Source organism: Mycetocola sp. 2940, assembly GCF_040548835.1.
Lineage (GTDB): Bacteria > Actinomycetota > Actinomycetes > Actinomycetales > Microbacteriaceae > Mycetocola_A.
Genome location: NZ_JBEPSK010000001.1, coordinates 317,698 through 335,707, shown reverse-complemented (window position 1 = coordinate 335,707; position 18,010 = coordinate 317,698). Strand labels below are relative to the sequence as shown.

Below are 18,010 nucleotides of genomic sequence, written 5' to 3'. Positions count from 1 at the left end.
TTGCGGTGAGTAAGAGGAACCGGGCCCGTTCGGGCGGGCCCGGTTCCCCGTTTCAGCGAAGGCCGATGTTGACGTAGTAGGTCTGGCTGTCGTCGAGCTTGACGCCCACCCGCCAGTAGTTCCCACCCGTCCCGGTCTTCCAGTTGTAGATGTACTGCGCGCTGGCCGCGTCGAAGCGGAACACGCTTCCACTGTCAGCCGACACGGCGTACACCGACTCGTCGACAGCCGCCGTCATCGCACTTCCCTTCACCGGAGTCAGCCAGGTGGGCGCGACCGTCGATGAGACTGACGCTCCCGCCGCGTTCTTCAGCTGGAACTTCACCGGAACGGTGCTTCCTGCCTTGAATACGCTGGTCGACGTTCCGATCTGGTGAGCGGTGTCGTTGATCGGCTGCGCGAACCCTTCGAACCGGTAGATGACCCGGTACGTTCCGGTGATCGTCGTCGTGTTTCCCGCCTTGTCGACCGCGGTCGCGGTGTAGGTCCACGAGCCGACGCCGTTGGAGGTGCCACCGGCGACGGTCACCGAGCAGGATGCCACGCCGGAGAATTCGTCTGTGGCGGTGCAGGTCGCGGCTGGGGTGGAGCCCAGCGTGTAGATGCGGCCCTGGACGTTCACGTCTGCTGCTGTCAGCGCCGGCTTCTCCTGGTCGATCTGGATTCCGTCGACAACGACCGACCGGGTGTTCCCGGCCTTGTCGGTCGCCGTTCCGCTTGCCGTGTTCGTGCCGTTCGCCGAGAGGATCACGGGGTCGGGGCAGGCCGCGATTCCAGAGAGGGCATCCGAGCAGATGAAGGTCACCGTGACGGGTCCGCTGTACCAGCCGCTCGCCGTCAGGTTTCCTGCCGTCACAGCTCCGCTGATCGCCGGCGCCGTCTTGTCGAGCTTGACGGTGACGGAGTCGGTTCCCACGTTCCCTGCCGTGTCTCTGGCAGATCCGGTGATCACCTTGCCTGACGTTTCAGCCGAGACCATGACGGATGGGCTGATGGACGCGACGCCCGAGCCTTTGTCGTCATCCTTTGCCGAGAACTGGACGGTGACGGTGGAGTTGTTCCAGTCATCGGCGTTCGGTGCGGGCGACAGAGAGTGGCTGACCGTAGGAGCGATGTTGTCCCACTTGAGTGCGACCGCGTTCGGACTTTCGACGTTTCCTGCCTTGTCGACCGCGTAGTAGGTGATCGTTCCCGTGCCGCTGCCGGTCAAGGGAACCTCGACCGATGCGCTCGTTCCCGCGGTCACCTGGACCGGGCCACCGTCAACGCTGTACCGGATCTCCTGAACTCCGGAGAGCCCAGTCTGGTCGACCGCGTTCAGCACAACCGTGGCGGTGTCACCCTTGCAGTAGTCGTTGACCGCCGTGCAGGTGTTGTTGCTGGTCGAGCTGGGCGGAGTGCCGTCGATGTTGATCCCGCCGACCTTTGCGCCTGCACTCGAGTTGCCTGCCTTGTCGACCGACGGCTCGCTCGTGACGGACTGGTTGGCGCCGTCGCTCTTGAGCACCTGGCTGGTGGGGCAGAATCCGATCCCGGACAGAGCGTCCTTGCAGCTGAAGTCAACGGTGACTTCGCCACGGTACCAGCCGACACTGTTCGCCTCGGTGGTGGGCTGGCCGGTGACCACCGGAGACGTCCGGTCGATTTTGATGCCTCGAACGGATGCCTCCTCACTCGTGTTTCCCGCCTTGTCGCGAATCGTCACCGGTCCGGCGCCGAGGTCGACACCCTCACCGGTGACAGTGCTGGCTTCCGGCTGGGTCGCCGGGTCGAGCCCGGAGAGCCCGTCGTCGCCGACCCACTCCACCTGAACATCGCCCCGGTGCCATCCTGCGGCGTTGGGGGTTGCGGGGATGCCGACCAGGGTCGGCCGGGTCTTGTCGATGTTGATGCCATCGACGACTGCCTGACTGCGGTTGCCCGCAACGTCCACAGCATCGCCCTGAACGCTCTGGCCTGCTCCTTCATTCGTCTTCGTGGTGTCGCCCGCACAGCCGGCGACACCGCTACGGATCCCGGAACCGACGTCGTCACAGGTGAACCGCACGTCGACATCCGTCCGGTTCCAGCCTGCGGCATTCGCCTGAGGCGACGCGAGACCGGAGATCGTCGGAGCGATCGTGTCGACGTTCACCGACACCGTGTTCGTGCTGGCGCTTTCTTCCGCGTTGCCTGCGATGTCGACACTCCAGAAGGTGATCGTGTGGGTTCCCGTGGACAGGTCGGCGGTGAACGGTTCACCGTAGGTCTTCCGGGGGCCGTCGTCGATCGTGTAGTAGGTGGCTGCGACACCGGAGCCGTTGTCCGAAGGCTTGAACCCTACGGGGATTCCACTGGTCGTGAACCATCCGGTCTCCGGGGAGATCGGGTTGATCACCGTGGTGGTCGGCGCCGTCCGGTCGATCTTGACCGTGAGAGCGTCTCCGGCGGTTTCGACGTTGCCTGCCTCATCGGTGCTCCAGAAGATGATCTCGTGAACACCGTCACTCGAGAGTTCGAAGGTGCCGTCGTATGCCGTGGCGCTTCCTCCGTCGACCGTGTACTGGGTGGTCACAGCGGTTGAGAGGTTGTCGCTCCCGGTAAGGGTCACTGGAACCGCGGTGGCGAACCAGCTGCTCGCCGGAATCTCCGGGATGCTCGCGGCGGTGGTGGGAGCGGATCGGTCGATCGCGATGCCGGTCACCGTCGTGGTGACCGTGTTGCCCGCGACGTCGACGCAGCTGGCGGTTGACGACAGGTTGCTTCCCTCGCCCTGGACGATGTCGTCCTCGGGCTGAGCGGTCGGCCCGGAGAGCGCGTCGGTGCAGGTCCACGCGACCGTCACATCGTCGGTGTGCCACCCGCTGGTGAATTTGGCGGTGAGTACCGGCGCGGTCGTGTCGACGGAGACGCCGGAGACCGTGACGCTCGTGCTGTTGCCGGCGGCATCCGTAGCGGTGGCCGTCGTGGACTGGTTCGCGCCCTCACCGAAGGTGTGGCTGTCGGGTGCGTCGTTCACTCCTGACAGTTCGTCGGTCGCGGTGAAGTCGACGGTGGCCTCACTGTTGTACCAACCGGCGGCGTTCTTCGATTCGCGGATCTTCGAGCTGAGAGCCGGTGCCGTCTTGTCGACCCGGATTGTGGCGGAGTCGGTGGCGGTGTTGCCGGCCTCATCGGTTGCAGTGCCGTCCACCGTCGTTGTGCCTTCAGCGGTGACCGTGGTTGGGAGAGTGCACTCGGCGACTCCGGATCCCTGGTCGAGGCAGGTGAAGGTGACCGTGACATCCGTGTTGGTCCACGTACCGCCGGTGTAGTCCGACGGGGTGAAACCGTGCCGGATGCTCGGTGCCGTGGTGTCGATTCGGACCTCCGCGGTCTGGAGCTGCTCGGTGTTGCCGGCCGTGTCGGTGCTGAAGTAGGTAATCGTGTATGCGCCCTCGGTGTCGAGGGTGAAGCTGGCGCCAGTCTGAAGCGGGCCCCCGTTGATCCGGTACTGGGTCTTGGCTACGCCGGACAGGTTGTCAGCAGCGACCAGGGCGACGGTGACAGCGTCGTTCACCCATTCGTTCGACGTGCCGTCGATACCGGTGGTCGGAGCGGTCCGGTCAATATTCACCGGGGGAGTACTCGTGGCGGTCGTGGTCAGCCCGGCGCCGTTGACGGCGGATGCTGAGCTCGTCAGGCCACTGCCTTCTCCGGTGATCACTGTGTCGGCGACAGCCGAAGGAACGCCCGACTCGGGGTCGCTCGCCGTCCAGCGGACGGGAACGTCTCCGGCGTACCATCCGGCGCTGTTGGGTGCCGTCTTCGGCGCACCTGAGAGCAGGGGCGCCGTGGTGTCGCCTGCCGCGACGGTGACCGACAACCGGGCGATGTTCCCTGCTGCGTCCGTTGCCGTGCCGCCGACAACGGTCCCCGGCTGCACAGTCCTGGAATTTGAGTTCGTTCCATCAGCGAGACAGGTCACGGTGCCCGACGATGCGCCGCCTCCCGACAAGGAGTCCGGACAGTCGAAGGCGACGGTTGTCGTGCCATTGGGGTTCTTTACCTGGGTAGCGCTGATCGTGGGCGCGGACTTGTCAATCTTCACGGGGATCGATCCGGTACCGACATTGCCGACCCGGTCGCTCTGACCGGGTGAAGTGATCGTGCTGATCCCGTTAGCCGAAATCGTCGACGTCGAGAACGGCTGGCTTGTGGCCACGCCAGACCCGGAGTCGGTGGCCGTCCAGGCGAGCGTGACGTTGGTGTTGTTCCAGCCAGCCGCGTTCGGGGCGGGGGACAGGGAGCCGGTGATCACGGGAGCGGTGTTGTCGACCTGGTAGAGGGTCTGCGCGGTTGTGCTCGGCCCTGTGCAGTTGCCATTTTTGTTGAAGGCGTTCGACGCGTTGAGGGTGTATGCCTTCGCACCGTTGACCGAGTCGGCCGGGCCCCTGAAAACCCACGTCTGCTTCACGGTCTCAGACGTGAGGTCACCCGTGAAACCAGCCGGTACGCCGCTGATGCACGTCGCTCCATCAGTGGTCAGCGTCAAAGTCAGCGCAGCGCCGGCTTTCGCATAGAGCACGCCGCCGACGGTTGCCGTCCCGGCGCCGCCGCCCGAAAAGCTCGCGCTGGTTCCGGCCGCGTACGCAGGCGGAACGCTCAGCCCACTCGCGAGAAGCACGAGCACCGCGGCGACGGTGCTCCAGATTCGGCTGCGCAGAACCGGTCTGCGTGTCGGCTCATGTGGAGCCTGGAGCGGGCCGTTTCCGACGTCGATCATGAGAAGTCCTTTGGCTTGCGTGTGGGGCGCACGGGTCGAGTAATCGTTCGACGGTACGGGCGCGCCTGCTCCGAGGGCCAGCGTTACAGCGTTCAAATGCATGAACGCATCGCTGATCGGCGTTCAACTTCCTAAACGCGCCATCCCAGCGGATGGAGTGCCGTCAGGCTGCGAGCATCCCGAGGAAGACGCCCGCGAGCATCGCCGGCCCGAACGGAATCGCGGTCTTCAGGCTCGCGCGGCCCGACGTCAGGGCGATCAGGGACGTCAGACCGCCGATGAGGAAGCCGACAGTGCCGCCGATAACGAGCGGCATCCAGCCGAGGTATCCGAGCATGAGGCCGATCAAGGCGGCGAGCTTGACGTCGCCCATGCCGATGCCTGATGGCGAGATCACCGCGAGCACGAAGTAGAGCGCGAAGAGGCCGGCGCCGGCACACACCGCCCCGAGAAACGCAGCCCAGTCGCCGGTCATCAACGATGTGCAGGCAAGCAGCACGACCAGCGCACCGAGGCTCGGGTAGAGGACGGCGTTCGGCAGCCGCTTCTCGATGAGATCCACTGTGCCGAGAACGACCGCAACAGCAGCGAATACGCAAATTGCCGGCAGTAGCCATGCTGCACCGAACAGCGCCGCAGAGAGGGCAAACAGAAATGCTGTCGCGCCTGCAGTCGCTACGCGGGCGGGGAGCGGAAGGTGCCGTGGGCTTTTCAGGACTCTGCCAGTGACGGCGCCCAAAGCAACGCCGACGATGCCGCCCATCAGCCCGAGAACCGGCACCAGCCAGAACGGCGTCATGTCAGCGCGCGCGAAGACGAACGAGGAAACTCATACCTGCCGCTGATCATGCCGCGAGACTACCTCACGCATGGCGCGGCGGGACGGCACGGTCGATCCGGGAGCGTTTAGGGATTCGAACGCACCAGAGGTCCCTGTTTAGATCTTTGAACGCCTTCGTCTCGTGAGGGACCCTCAGCTTGCGCCAAGCTTTGCCAACACGGTCGACCCGGACCGGCTGCCAACAGATTGGAAGAACCTTGAAGCTCCATAAACGCATTCAGGCGCGCCTCAACGGCATGCGACACGAGGAAGGCGCGACCGCCGTCGAGTACGGCCTGGTCGTCTCACTCATTGCCATCTTCATCATTGGCGCCATCGGAACTATCGGAGCCGCGCTCCTCGGCATCTTCAATGGCGCCACAGCGGCGCTCTGACCACGCGCCTCATCTCCTCAAGCGTCATGCCAGAGCGGAGCACGCGCAGCCGGCGTTTAGGAATCTGAACGCACAACCGGGCGACGTTTAGTCCTTTGAACGATTTTCATCTGGTGAGGATTGCTCAGTTCCGCCTAGCTTTGCCGTTACCTGCTCGGTCGATCCGGACCAGCTGCCACAACAGATTGGAAAAACAATGAAGCTCTACACCCGCATCCAAGCCCGCATCAACAGCCTGCAGAACGAAGAAGGCGCAACCGCCGTCGAGTACGGTCTGATCGTGTCGCTCATCGCCATCTTCATCATCGGCGCCCTGACCTTCCTCGGAGGCGCGCTCGACGGGCTCTTCCGCGACATTGGCGGTCGTCTCTAAGCGCGACTTGCCAAATATCCGCACAGCAGCGGACCAACCGAGCAGTGGTGGTTCCCGATCAACATCGGGAACCACCATCTCACCCAGGAAAGGACCACGGATGTTCAAAACCCGCATCTCCAGAAGCGAAGATGGTGCCGCTGCTGTTGAGTTCGCGCTCGTCCTGCCGGTCCTCATCCTCCTCATCCTCGGGCTGATCGAGTTCAGCCTCGTCTTCAACACCCAGATCTCCCTCACGAACGCGGCTCGAGAAGGGGCGCGAGTAATGGCCATCCAGAATGATCCGGGCGTCGCCCGAGCGGCCGCGATCAACGCTGCACCGGGGGTGACCCCTGCCGTGACCGGGGGAAACATCGCCATCACCCCCGCGAACTGCGGGGCAGGGGACACCGTCACTGTCACCATCGACTACAACGCCGAACTGATCACCGGGTTCTTCGGTACAGCTCTCGGCCTGACCGGACGGGGCGTGATGCTATGCGGTGGCTGAATGAACGGATCCGCGACGACCGCGGAGCCACCGCTGTCATGGTCGGCCTTCTCATGGTCCCGCTGATCGGATTCCTGGCCATCGCTCTCGATGTCGGCGCACTTTACGCAGAACGGGCACAACTGCAGAACGGCGCAGACGCGGCAGCCCTTGCCATCGCCAACGATTGCGCGTTAGACGACTCCTGTGATAATGCCGCGGGCCTTTCCCAGACGTTCGCTAACGCCAACGCGAATGACGCCGCCGCAAACGTCGGCGGCATCAACTATCCGACGGCCAACAGCGTGCGCGTCGTAACCAGCACGAGAGACGCTGCCACGGGGGACGCCGCCATGCGGCATCCGTTCGCAGCGATGATCGGAACGGAGTTCTCCACGGTCGAAGCGGAGGCAACAGCTGAGTGGGGATCACCGGTTTCAAGCGCTACTGTCTTGCCGCTTGCAGTTTCCTTGTGCGAGTTCGAAAGGGCGATCGACGTCAACGGGATATTCACCGGAGAATTGCAGCTGTTTCGAATCGACATGAATACGCCCTGCCCCGGTCCGGATGGGCATCCCATCCCCGGAGGCTTCGGCTGGCTCGATCTGGTTGCCACCGGTGAATGCTCGGGCATCATCGAGCGCGAGACGCTGCCAAGTCGACCGGGCATCGCGTTCCCGAATACCCCGGCTTGTAATGCAGTGCTGACAAGTCTGGAAGGCAGCACCATTATCGTCCCGATCTTCGACGGAGGGACCGGCACAGGCGCCGGCGGCACCTTCCGTATCCACGGTTTCGCGGCGTTTGAGGTGACCGGCTGGCGGTTCACCGGTGGGCGCGTCAATGTCGATCCCGCAGCACCGGCGTGCACTGGATCCTGCCAGGGCATCCAGGGACGCTTCGTCGAGTGGGTGTCACCGGATGCCGCTGGCGTCGAGATCGGCGGGCCGGACCTCGGCGTTACCATCATTCGGCTTAGCAGGTAGGAGAAAGACATGAAAACACGACTGATCGGCGCAATCCTCGCCGTGGTACTCGCTGTGATCGGCACCGTCGTGCTTACCGGCTACGTCCGCACCGCAGACGCCCGCGCATCGGCAGGCGCCGAGATGGTGTCCGTATACGTCGTAAAGGAAGCGATCCCGGCCGGCACCAAAGCCGAAGACGCCGTAGCAAACTTTGAGGTCAAAGAAATACCCGCACTTGCCGCGGTTAAGGGACGCGTCACAAAGCTGGCTCAACTCGACGGTACCGTCTCTGACGTTGCGCTGGTTCCCGGCGAGCAGCTGCTGAGAAACCGCTGGGTCGCTCCTGAAGATCGCGATAACAGCGACGTGGCACTCCCGGATGGCATGCAGGAGCTCAGCATCGCGCTCCCGGTTGAGCACGTCGTCGGCGGGAGCGTCAAGGCTGGCGACACCGTCGGGATCGTCGTGTCCGCGACGCTGAAGATGCCCCCAGACGATAAGGAGATCCAGTTCACCGAGCAGATCTTCCACAAGGTCCTCGTGCTTGACGTGCAGAAGGGATCGACCACCCAGGCCAAGGAAGCCGCCGCGGCAGCAGACGACGCGACGTACGACACGATCATGGTGACCCTCGCGAGGCCAACCGACGACGTGCAGAAGATTGTCTGGGGGCAGGAGTTCGGTTCGGTCTGGCTGACTCTCGAACCTGAAGAGGCCGACGAAAGCGGATCCCGCGCCATCGACGGTGGGAAGGTGTTTACGCTATGAGCCGCGTGCTGCTCATCAGCCGCAGCCGCCGCTTCGAAACACGGCTCCGCTCGCTGATCGGGACCGACATGGACGCAATCATGGGCAACTCCGTCGCCAAGGGCGCGCCTGCTGTACTCCGGAGACTGGTGCCAGGGGATGAGCCCGTGGTAGCACTACTGGGACCCGCCTTGTCTTACGCCCAGGCGTACGAATTCTCAGCTGGTATATCCACGCTCTACCCGCGCACCAAGATCATGCTCGTGCGCGACTGCAAGGACTGGGAGAACGAAAGGTGGCTCACGACTATGAGGGTTGACGGAATAGCGAGTCCCGGGCTGGATGACCGGGCCCTGGTGGCAGCGGTCGAGAACCTGGCGGTCAGCCTATCCGAGGCGCCCCCGGTTGAAGCAGAACGGTTCGATCCGCGCCCCGCTGGCGAATCCGACCTTGATGGGTTCTCCAGTGACGCTTCGACGGACAGTGACGCTCCGACGGATAGTGACGCTCCGACTGACGAAGATTCCGTGTCCAACGAAGCAATTGCCTCCTCCATCGACGAGGAGTGGGGGACTCCTGATCAACAGGGGGGGCCGGTGGACGCGAATACGGTGGCCCAGCAGGACTCTGAGGAGACCTGGCCAGCCGCCACAGGCGAGTTGCAGCCAACGTCTCCCGCATTCAGGGGGCAGATCATCACGGTCGTGTCTCCGAAAGGCGGAATGGGCAAAACCACGGTCGCAACGAACCTGACCATCGGACTCGCGCGACTCGCACCGATGTCAGTGGTCCTCGTCGACGCAGACGTTCAATTCGGCGACGTGGCGACGGCGCTGGCGCTCGATCCGGTCTACTCCCTGCCGGACGCGGTGTCGGACGTCGCAGCAAGCGATGCGATGATCCTCAAGACCTTTCTCACTCCCCATCCCTCGGGGTTCTTCACGATTTGCGGTTCACCGTCGCCGATCGAGGGAGATCGGGTCACGGGTGAGCAGTTGAGCCACCTCATCGGCCAGCTCTCGCAGGTCTTCCGCTATGTCGTCGTCGATACGGCGCCGGGCCTAGGGGAGCACACCCTCGCAGCGATTGAACGGGCCGACGACATGGTTGCGATCTGCGGCATGTCGGTCACCAGCGGACGCGGCCTGCGCAAATATCTGGAGGTGCTGTCCTCGATCGGGATCATGCCACTCGAGCGGCACGTCGTCCTCAACTGCACCGATCGTTACAGCGGCCTCTCCGTTCGGGATGTCGAATCGACAACCGGTGTGCATATGGACGTCGCCGTCCCACGTTCCAAGGCAGTCGTGCTCTCCTCGAACCGCGGGATCCCCGTTCTGCAGGAGAAAGCGAAGAATCCGGCGTGGAAGGCCTACTCGGCCCTCGTACGCCGCTTCGATCCCTCCGTCGACCGATCACGGGGCCGGCACGCTAGAACGGTGGCCCTCAAATGAAACTCACTGATCGTGTCGACGCCGCCCGTCGTGACGGGCATGCTTCGGTAACCGACAGGACGGCGTTCCAGCGTCCAGTAGCCGTTGCGACACCGCACCCGCCTAGCGCAATGACGGACAACCCGCCGGCTCCGGTGGGGCCGGCAAGCGCCTCCGCAGCCGTGACTTCGGCTGCGGCTACGGCGGTCCCATCCGTTCCCCTTCCAATCGACCCTCTGTTCGAACTCAAGGAGAAGGCGGCGCAGGCGCTATTCGAAAGGCTCGGCGCCAGATTGAACGACCCGAACCTGTCGGAGGAACAATTGCACTCCTTCGCCAGGGCGGAGTTGAGCACCATCGTCGCCGCGGAGAAGGTGCCGTTGAACGCAGAGGAGCGCGCCCGGCTCATCGACGAGATCGGTGCCGACGTCCTCGGCTACGGCCCGATCGAAGCCCTGCTCTCGGAGGATGCCGTCACGGAGATCATGGTGAATGGCCCGGATCAGATTTTCGTTGAGCGTTCGGGAAGACTCAGGCTGGACCCCGCCCGCTTCTCCAGCGAAGCGCAACTGCGGAGGGTGATCGAGCGCATCGTCGCAAGGGTCGGCCGCCGCATCGACGAGTCGTCCCCACTCGTCGACGCGCGACTTGCAGACGGCTCGCGGGTGAATGCGATCATCCCTCCTCTCGCCGTGGATGGTTCCTCATTGACGATCCGGAAATTCGCACGTGAACCGTTCACGGTGACCGATCTCATCCGGTTCGGAACGATGAGCCCGGACATCGCCGCCGTTCTCGATGCTTGCGTCAAAGCGAAGCTGAATATCATCGTCTCCGGCGGTACCGGCACCGGCAAGACGACCCTTCTCAACGTGCTCTCCGGGTTCATTCCCGCGGACGAGCGGATCATCACCATTGAGGACGCTGTCGAACTGCAACTGCAGCAGGAACACGTGATCCGGCTCGAGTCGCGGCCGTCCAACATCGAAGGAAAGGGCGAAGTCACTATTCGCGACCTCGTGCGGAACTCCCTCCGCATGCGACCGGATCGCATCGTTATCGGCGAATGCCGCGGCGGCGAAACTCTCGACATGCTGCAGGCGATGAACACTGGACACGAGGGCTCGATCTCCACAGTGCACTCGAACTCCCCGCGTGATGCCATCTCCCGCCTGGAGACTCTCGTGCTCATGTCGGGAATGGATCTGCCCTTGCGGGCGATTCGGGAACAGATCGCCTCGGCGATCGACGTGATCGTGCAGATCAGCCGTCTCAAGGACGGGTCCCGCCGGATCACCCACGTGACCGAGGTTCAGTCGATGGAGGGAGACGTCGTGACTCTGCAAGACGCATTCGTCTTCGACCACTCGGCAGGCATCGGATTCGACGGAGCGCTGCTCGGGCACGCCGTTGCCACCGGTGTCCGACCGCGATTCGCTGAGCACTTCGCTGAGCTGGGAATACACCTCTCACCGCACGTCTTCCAGGCGAACCTGGCCTCGCGGGACATGCGATGAACGAGATCCTGTTCGTCGCCGGGGCGGTTGCAAGCCTGCTCGCGATCCTCACCGTGGTCTTCGTAGTGATCGCTCCTCCTGCCCCGCGGATCCCGGTGGAACGACGCCGGGCGCCGGGCGACATCCAGGCCTCAGGACTTACCCGACTGACTGACCGGACCGTCGGCGCCATCGACGGCGCGATCGTACGCCGCGGAAGAGCCCCATTCAGCGCCGAGCAGCTCGAACAGGCGAGCATCCGGATGAAACCGTCAGCGTTCCTCATAATGGTGATCGCTGCCGGACTGGTCCTCGCGATCGTCGGTCTGGTCGCCACCATCGGAACCCTGTGGATGTTTCCTGCGATGATCATCTTCGCGGCACTCGCTCCATTGGGCGCCACAATAATGCTCAATATCAGGGCTTCGAAGCGGCGCGCAAGATTCGCGGACCAACTCGATGAATCACTCACGCTCCTGGCGGGCGGGCTACGCGCCGGTCACAGTCTCCTCCGCGCGGTGGATGCGGCATCCCAGGAGACCGAGTCACCAACCTCTGAGGAATTCGCGCGCGTTGTGAATGAAACTCGCATCGGGCGAGACCTGGGGGATGCCCTGAGCAACACGGCGACGCGGATGCGCAGCGAGGACTTCGAGTGGGTGGCGCAGGCCATTGCCATCAACCGTGAGGTGGGCGGCAACCTGTCGTTGGTGCTCGACCAGGTCAGTCATACCATTCGCCAGCGCAATCAGATCCGACGGCAGGTGAAGGGCCTGGCTGCGGAGGGGAAGATGTCCGCCTGGATTCTCATCCTTCTGCCCATTGTCGTTTTCCTCTTCATTCTTTTGCTCCAGCCTTCGTACCTCGATGCCTTCTTCGGCAACATCCTGGGCATACTCGCCCTCATCGTCGCTGTGATTTTGCTCATCGTCGGCTCATTCTGGATGATGGCCGTCGTCAAGGTGAAGTTTTAGGAGCCACCATGATTGCCATACTCGCGTCGCTGGCCATCGCCGGCGGGTTCGGCGTCCTTGTCGGGATCCTCGTTGCAGGGGGGCGCAGGCAGGTTGCCGGCCACACGGCCGAGGGATTGCCTCCGGTGGCAGCGCCCCGATCTGCCGCCGCCACGCTCCGCGCAAGCGCGCCGAAGGGTTACCTGGCGATGCTAGATCGTCATCTCGCCCTGGCGGGGCGGCCCCCGTCGTGGACGATTGACCGCATCCTCATAGCCAAGCCTGTCCTCGCGACCGTCGGCGGCCTCATCGCGCTCGTCTGGATCAGCGGTGACCCGGTGCCATTGCGATTTCTGGGTGGGCTTGTCCTCACGGCACTCTGCATCTTTCTCCCAGACCTCCTCCTGTACAACAAGGGACAGAAGCGACAGGAAGACATCCAGAACGCCCTTGCCGACACTCTCGACCAAATGACGATCGCTGTCGAAGCCGGGCTCGGGTTCGAAGCGGCGATGGCAAAAGCTGCGACAAACGGCAAGGGGCCGCTCGCAGAAGAGTTCATCCGAACGCTGCAGGACATGAGCATCGGGCGGGCCCGCAAGGACGCCTACCAGGCCTTCGGGGACCGCACGACGTCGCCCGACCTTCGCCGGTTCACGCGCTCGGTGGTCCAAGCGGACACGTACGGGATTGCAATTGCATCGGTGCTGCGTATTCAGGCGGACGAGATGCGGCTACGGCGGCGCCAGCGAGCGGAAGAGCAGGCGATGAAAATCCCAGTCAAGGTCCTCTTCCCGCTGATTTTCACGATCCTGCCCGTGCTGTTCATCGTGCTGCTCACACCGGCTGCGCTTGGCATGATCGCGGCTTTCACCTGATCCGTCGCTCACGACAGCGCGCGGATTTCCAGCGTCGCTGGTATCCCGAGGAAACGGCCGAACCGGGCGACCGCATCCTGCAGCAGTGACATCTGGATCTCGGTTAGTTCGCCGAAGAGTGTGACTGCGACAGCGGGGCCGTCTTTGGTGAGCGTGCGTTTCCACGACCCCACCGTCCGGGCGTCGATCACGATCGCGCGCTCGATCAGGTCCGCCCGGGACGCCGCGTGGGCGAGAACGACCCGCAGGTCCTGGTACGCGACGATCGTCTCGTCGTACATCGGCAAAAGGAAGGCACCGGTCAGACGGTCGGGCCGCAGTGGGATGGATGCCGCGTCGCGCGCTGAGAACCACGCGATCCCGTTCTCGTCCACGACCGACTCGATCTTGTCCTCCAGCCGCGCCAGTGCCGCACGGCTGTCGCGCACCGGGAGGCTCGACCAGGTCGTGAAGTCCCGGACCGTCGCGGGCCCGTGACTCCGGACGTAGCGGAACACGAACTCGTCGAGGGCGGACTCGTAGGGCCGCTCGTCGCCGGCTGACACGGGAACACGGTCGTCGAAGAGGGCGTAGGTGTGCTGGCGCCCGCGGCGCGGACCGTTGCAGATCAGCTCGTTGAGCTCGGCGTGCATGAGGAGGTAGGCCAGCCGCGGACCAGCCGCTTCGATACCAGCCTCCGAAAGTCGAGCCGCGAGTTCCGCCCGGGTCCGGGTTGCTCCGCCTGCGAGGGCACCGGCGAAGACGCCATCTGCCCGGGCGAACACTCCGTCGTCGAGCTCCGCTCTGCGGTACCAGTACGCGTTGAGCGCGTGGACCCGTGGGCGAGTCAGCCGCAGGATCCAGCGGGCATCCTCCCGGGTAAGAAAATGCCAGGTCGGCCGCAGCACATGCGTCCGCACGATGTCACCCCGGCTGAACGCTTCCTCGACGTCCGCATCGGTGCAGTCCCGAACCCGCTCCGCCAGTGACCACTTGGCCTCGGCGAACTCCTGCGCCTGCACCGCCCCCAGCCAGCCGACGGCATCCGCCACGGTGTCGAACGGCTCGCCGGCGAGGCGCTGCGAAACGAGCCTGCGGCGGACGATGTCGAGCGGATCCACCTGCCTCCTCCGTCCCGATCACAGCCAACCGGCGGCGAGGTCATCCGTTCCGGTCGCAGTCATCTGGCCCACCGGGTGACCTCGTCCGAAACGGATGACTGCGGCAGCGAACTACGGCTTCAGCACAACCTTGATGCAGCCGTTCTCCTTCTTCTGGAACATCTCGTACATCTGCGGGGCTTTCTCGAGGGGCACCCGGTGGGTGACGAGGTCCTCGACACCGAGCGGGTCGCTCGGGTCCTCGACGAGGGGCATCAACTCGTCCCTCCACCGCTGCACGTTGCACTGTCCCATCCGGATGCTCACCTGCTTGTCGAACAGGGTCTTCATCGGCATCGGGTCTGCTTCGCCGGCGTAGACACCGCTCAGCGACACGGTGCCGCCGCGGCGGACGGAGTCGAGTGACGCATACAACGCCGCCAAACGATCGACGCCTGCCGTGTCCATGAGTTTCTTCGCGAGGGCGTCCGGCAGCAGGTTGACCGCGCTCTGGGCGAACGCCGCACCGGGGTTTCCATGCGCCTCCATGCCGACCGCTTCGACAACGGAGTCGGCGCCCCGACCGTCCGTCGCGTCGCGAATCTGCTCGACGACGTCGTCGGTCAGGTCAAACGTCTCGATGCCGTACCGCTCCGCCATCTCGCGGCGCTCAGGCACGGGTTCGACCGCCAGCACGCGATGCCCCAGGTACTTTCCGATGCGGCCGACGAATTGCCCGACCGGCCCAAGGCCCATCACCGCGAGGATGCCGTCGGACGGCAGGTCCGCGTAGACGACACCCTGCCAGGCGGTGGGAAGGATGTCACTGAGAAAGAGGTACCGATCGTCGGGCAGGTCATGGCCCACCTTCGTGGCGTTGAAGTCCGCCAGTGGGACCCGCAGGCGCTCGGCTTGCCCGCCGGGAACCGACCCGTACAACTCGGTGTACCCGTAGAGGGTCGCGCCCGTGCCCTTCTCGGTGTTCTGCGTCGTCTCGCACTGGGTGTGCAGCCCGCGCGTGCACATGTAACAGTCGCCACACGCAATCACGAACGGGATCACCACCCGGTCGCCGGGGAAGAGCCGGGTCACCGCCGACCCCACCTCTTCGACGACTCCCATCGTCTCGTGGCCGAGCACATCACCCTTGGTGAGGAACGGGCCCAGCATTTCGTAGAGGTGCAGGTCGGAACCGCAGATCGCGGTGGAGGTCACCCGGATGACGACATCCGTGGGTTTCTCGATACGAGGGTCGGGGACGGTCTCAACGGAGACGGAACGTTTTCCTTGCCAGGTGAGTGCCTTCATGCCCCTTTCCTACGCCTCTCCGGCGCGCGCGTCGATGCCTTGACGGTGCCATGCCCGCCCAGTAGCGTGACCGGGCGCGCCCTCGACCGCGTCGGGAAGGGAGAGAAAAACTTCTGCCTACCGCGCGGGCACACGCCGCGCAACGCACCATTCGCCGAGGGATGCAGTAACTAGGCTGCACTCATGAGCGCTGACATCGACGCACGTCCGAAGACCCCGAAGCCGACCCTGCGCGAGCTGTGGACGGACCGGGTCGGCTACCTCGGCACCCGGAGCATCCAACTCCTCGTCATCATCACGCTGGGCAGCGTGCTCGTCTACGCGATGGTGCAGCTCAAGCTGGTCGTCATCCCGCTGCTGATCGCCCTGATCGTCGCCGCCGCAGCGGCACCGGTGATCCTCTGGCTCCGCCGGTTCATGTCCAACCTGCTCGCCGCGTGGGTCGCGCTCCTCGGCGGAACGATCGTCTTCGGCGGCATCATCACCCTGATCGTGTTCGCTGTCCGCGACCAGTGGGACGAACTCGCGAAGTCAGCGGTCCAGGGATTCGACCAGCTTCTGACCTGGCTGGAGGATGGTCCGCTTCCGATCGACGAGCAGCAGATCCAGGATGCCCGCGACGCGACGATCGAGTTCCTCACCAGCAGCCAGTTCGGCACAGGTGCCCTCGCCGGGGTGTCGGCCGCCGCCAACTTCGTCACCGGCGCGCTCCTCGCAGTCGTCATCCTCTTCTTCTTCCTGAAAGACGGCGACTCGATCTGGAACTTCTTCCTCAAGCCCCTGCACGGCGAACGGTTCGCGCGCGGCAAGCGGATCGGCCACACCGGCGTGCGGGTCCTCGGCGGCTACGTGCGCGGCACAGCGTTCATCGCCCTGGTCGACGCGGTCTTCATCGGCGCCGTCCTCTTCATCCTCGGCGTTCCGCTCGCCCTTCCGCTCACCGTGATCATCTTCCTCAGCGGTTTCGTCCCGATCGTCGGCGCAACCGTCGCCAGCATCCTCGCCGCCCTCGTCGCGCTGGTCGGTACCGAGAACGGCCCGTTCACGGCGCTCATGGTCATCATCGCCGCGATCGTCGTGAACCAGCTCGAGGGCAACTTCCTCCAGCCCACCGTCATGGCCCAGTCGCTCAAGCTTCACCCGTTGGTCATCCTCGTAGCGCTCACCGCGGGAACGATCCTCGGCGGAATCACCGGTGCTGTGCTGTCGGTGCCGATCGCGGCCGTGGCGTGGGCGATCGTCAAGGTCTGGAACGGTCCCGATCCCTCGCTCGAGCGCCCCGAGAAGAAGAAGAAAAAGAAGGATCGGGCGCTTCCTGCTGCGAGCGCTACAACCCCTGCTCCGCCTGCGCCGTAGGCGGCATCGCGGCCTCTCGCGAAACGGATGCCACGGCATCCGTCGCGAAGCCGGCGAGGATCTCTGCGACTTCCGCCGCCTTCGTGTGCTGAACGACGTGCGCCGCACCGGGCACCTCCACGAGCCTGCCGTTCCGCGCCGTCGCCGTGAGCCGGGCCGACCAGCCGCGGGGGGCGATGGGGTCACGTTCGCCGCGCAGAACGAGCACGGGGACGGACACGAGCGGCAGTCTCTGCTCGGTCCGGTACCCGATCATCACCGGAAGCTCGGTGAGGTACCAGCGGATGCCACTGCGCACGTAATCCGTCGCCACGATCCAGTTCGCGACCGGCGTCTCCCGCAGCGTGTCCCGCGCGAGGCGCATGCCCTGCTGCCACGGCATCCGCGCCCTCTCGTCGACGACCGGGCCGGCCAACACGATTCCTGCGACGCCTGTCGGATGCACGGCAGCGGTCTCGACAACAAACTGGGTTCCCATCGAATGTCCGAGAAGGATCGCGCCGGCGAGGCCCTCCGACCGGAGAAACTCGGCGAGGAGCGCGGCGCCGGCTTCGACCGTCAGCTGGCGTTCGGGGCGCGGGGCGGCACCGAACCCGGGCAGGTCGACGACGTGGACGGTGCCGAAGCGGCAGAGCTCGCCGGCAAGACGCTCGAAGTATCGCGACGACACACCAATCCCGTGCACGAGGACGAAAGCCTGACTGCCCGCCCCCGGCGAGGCATCCCACCGCTTCACGAGCATGGTGAGGTCGCCGAAGACGAAGGTGGTTCGATCGTCGGCCCTCACGACCGCGTTCCTTCGAAGGCAGCATGCATGGGTGCTGAAAGTACTGGGGGATAGGACACGTCGTGGTTCCTCTCACGTCGTCGGGTGGGTTCACTCTAAGCCGCAACGGCCGCAAGCGGCTGAACGCACGAACGCGATCCCCGACGACGCTAAAGTTGGAGAGTCTTTACAACTAAGAGGAGCAAACCTACGTGTCTGACGGAT

General features: G+C 64.5%; 15 protein-coding genes. 10 read left to right on the top strand and 5 right to left on the bottom strand.

Translation table 11 applies throughout. The annotated features are described in order from the left end of the window. Positions 1-52 precede the first annotated feature (52 nt). Together ABIE24_RS01595 and ABIE24_RS01590 are read right to left on the bottom strand one after the other, a co-directional pair. Entirely contained in the window at positions 53-4,744 is a 4,692-nt protein-coding gene (locus ABIE24_RS01595) for an OmpL47-type beta-barrel domain-containing protein (RefSeq protein ID WP_354496146.1), read from the bottom strand. Between the two features lie 163 nt (positions 4,745-4,907). Then, complete coding sequence (locus ABIE24_RS01590; protein ID WP_354496144.1) at positions 4,908-5,543, bottom strand: prepilin peptidase; 636 nt, start codon at positions 5,541-5,543, stop codon at positions 4,908-4,910. A 239-nt stretch (positions 5,544-5,782) separates the two neighbouring features. On the opposite strand from ABIE24_RS01590, the gene ABIE24_RS01585 reads away from it, so the two are divergent. The 9 genes from ABIE24_RS01585 (at position 5,783) to ABIE24_RS01545 (ending at position 13,276) form a co-directional block, all read left to right on the top strand. Beyond that, positions 5,783-5,959, top strand: coding sequence for a Flp family type IVb pilin (locus tag ABIE24_RS01585; protein ID WP_354496142.1), 177 nt, complete (start codon positions 5,783-5,785; stop codon positions 5,957-5,959). A gap of 196 nt (positions 5,960-6,155) precedes the next feature. After that, entirely contained in the window at positions 6,156-6,332 is a 177-nt protein-coding gene (locus ABIE24_RS01580; RefSeq protein ID WP_354496140.1) for a Flp family type IVb pilin, read from the top strand. Between the two features lie 100 nt (positions 6,333-6,432). Further along, positions 6,433-6,822, top strand: coding sequence for a TadE/TadG family type IV pilus assembly protein (locus ABIE24_RS01575; RefSeq protein ID WP_354496138.1), 390 nt, complete (start codon positions 6,433-6,435; stop codon positions 6,820-6,822). Further along, on the top strand, positions 6,810-7,787 hold the full coding sequence (locus ABIE24_RS01570; RefSeq protein ID WP_354496136.1) for a TadE/TadG family type IV pilus assembly protein: 978 nt from the start codon (positions 6,810-6,812) through the stop codon (positions 7,785-7,787). The genes ABIE24_RS01575 and ABIE24_RS01570 overlap by 13 nt, the downstream gene beginning before the upstream one ends. A 9-nt stretch (positions 7,788-7,796) precedes the next feature. Then, positions 7,797-8,537, top strand: coding sequence for a Flp pilus assembly protein CpaB (cpaB, locus tag ABIE24_RS01565; protein ID WP_354496134.1), 741 nt, complete (start codon positions 7,797-7,799; stop codon positions 8,535-8,537). After that, positions 8,534-9,970: a CpaE/TadZ family protein gene (locus ABIE24_RS01560; RefSeq protein ID WP_354496132.1), complete on the top strand. Its 1,437-nt coding sequence runs from the start codon at positions 8,534-8,536 to the stop codon at positions 9,968-9,970. The genes cpaB and ABIE24_RS01560 overlap by 4 nt, the downstream gene beginning before the upstream one ends. Next, positions 9,967-11,466, top strand: coding sequence for a TadA family conjugal transfer-associated ATPase (locus ABIE24_RS01555; RefSeq protein ID WP_354496130.1), 1,500 nt, complete (start codon positions 9,967-9,969; stop codon positions 11,464-11,466). Before ABIE24_RS01560 ends, ABIE24_RS01555 begins: the two co-directional genes overlap by 4 nt. After that, positions 11,463-12,419, top strand: coding sequence for a type II secretion system F family protein (locus ABIE24_RS01550; RefSeq protein WP_354496128.1), 957 nt, complete (start codon positions 11,463-11,465; stop codon positions 12,417-12,419). The genes ABIE24_RS01555 and ABIE24_RS01550 overlap by 4 nt, the downstream gene beginning before the upstream one ends. A 125-nt stretch (positions 12,420-12,544) precedes the next feature. Beyond that, positions 12,545-13,276, top strand: a complete 732-nt coding sequence (locus tag ABIE24_RS01545) for a type II secretion system F family protein (RefSeq protein ID WP_354496126.1) — start codon at positions 12,545-12,547, stop codon at positions 13,274-13,276. Positions 13,277-13,284: 8 nt separating this feature from the next. Here ABIE24_RS01545 and ABIE24_RS01540 read toward each other — a convergent pair whose 3' ends face one another. Further along, positions 13,285-14,376, bottom strand: a complete 1,092-nt coding sequence (locus ABIE24_RS01540) for a winged helix DNA-binding domain-containing protein (RefSeq protein ID WP_354496124.1) — start codon at positions 14,374-14,376, stop codon at positions 13,285-13,287. A 111-nt stretch (positions 14,377-14,487) separates the two neighbouring features. Next, a complete protein-coding gene (locus ABIE24_RS01535) occupies positions 14,488-15,663 on the bottom strand; it encodes a zinc-dependent alcohol dehydrogenase (protein ID WP_354496122.1) in 1,176 nt (391 codons plus the stop codon). Between the two features lie 183 nt (positions 15,664-15,846). Here ABIE24_RS01535 and ABIE24_RS01530 point away from each other — a divergent pair, with 183 nt between their 5' ends. Further along, entirely contained in the window at positions 15,847-17,019 is a 1,173-nt protein-coding gene (locus ABIE24_RS01530; RefSeq protein ID WP_354496120.1) for an AI-2E family transporter, read from the top strand. Here ABIE24_RS01530 and ABIE24_RS01525 read toward each other — a convergent pair. Further along, positions 16,991-17,806: an alpha/beta fold hydrolase gene (locus ABIE24_RS01525; RefSeq protein WP_354496118.1), complete on the bottom strand. Its 816-nt coding sequence runs from the start codon at positions 17,804-17,806 to the stop codon at positions 16,991-16,993. The genes ABIE24_RS01530 and ABIE24_RS01525 overlap by 29 nt on opposite strands. Positions 17,807-18,010 lie beyond the last annotated feature (204 nt).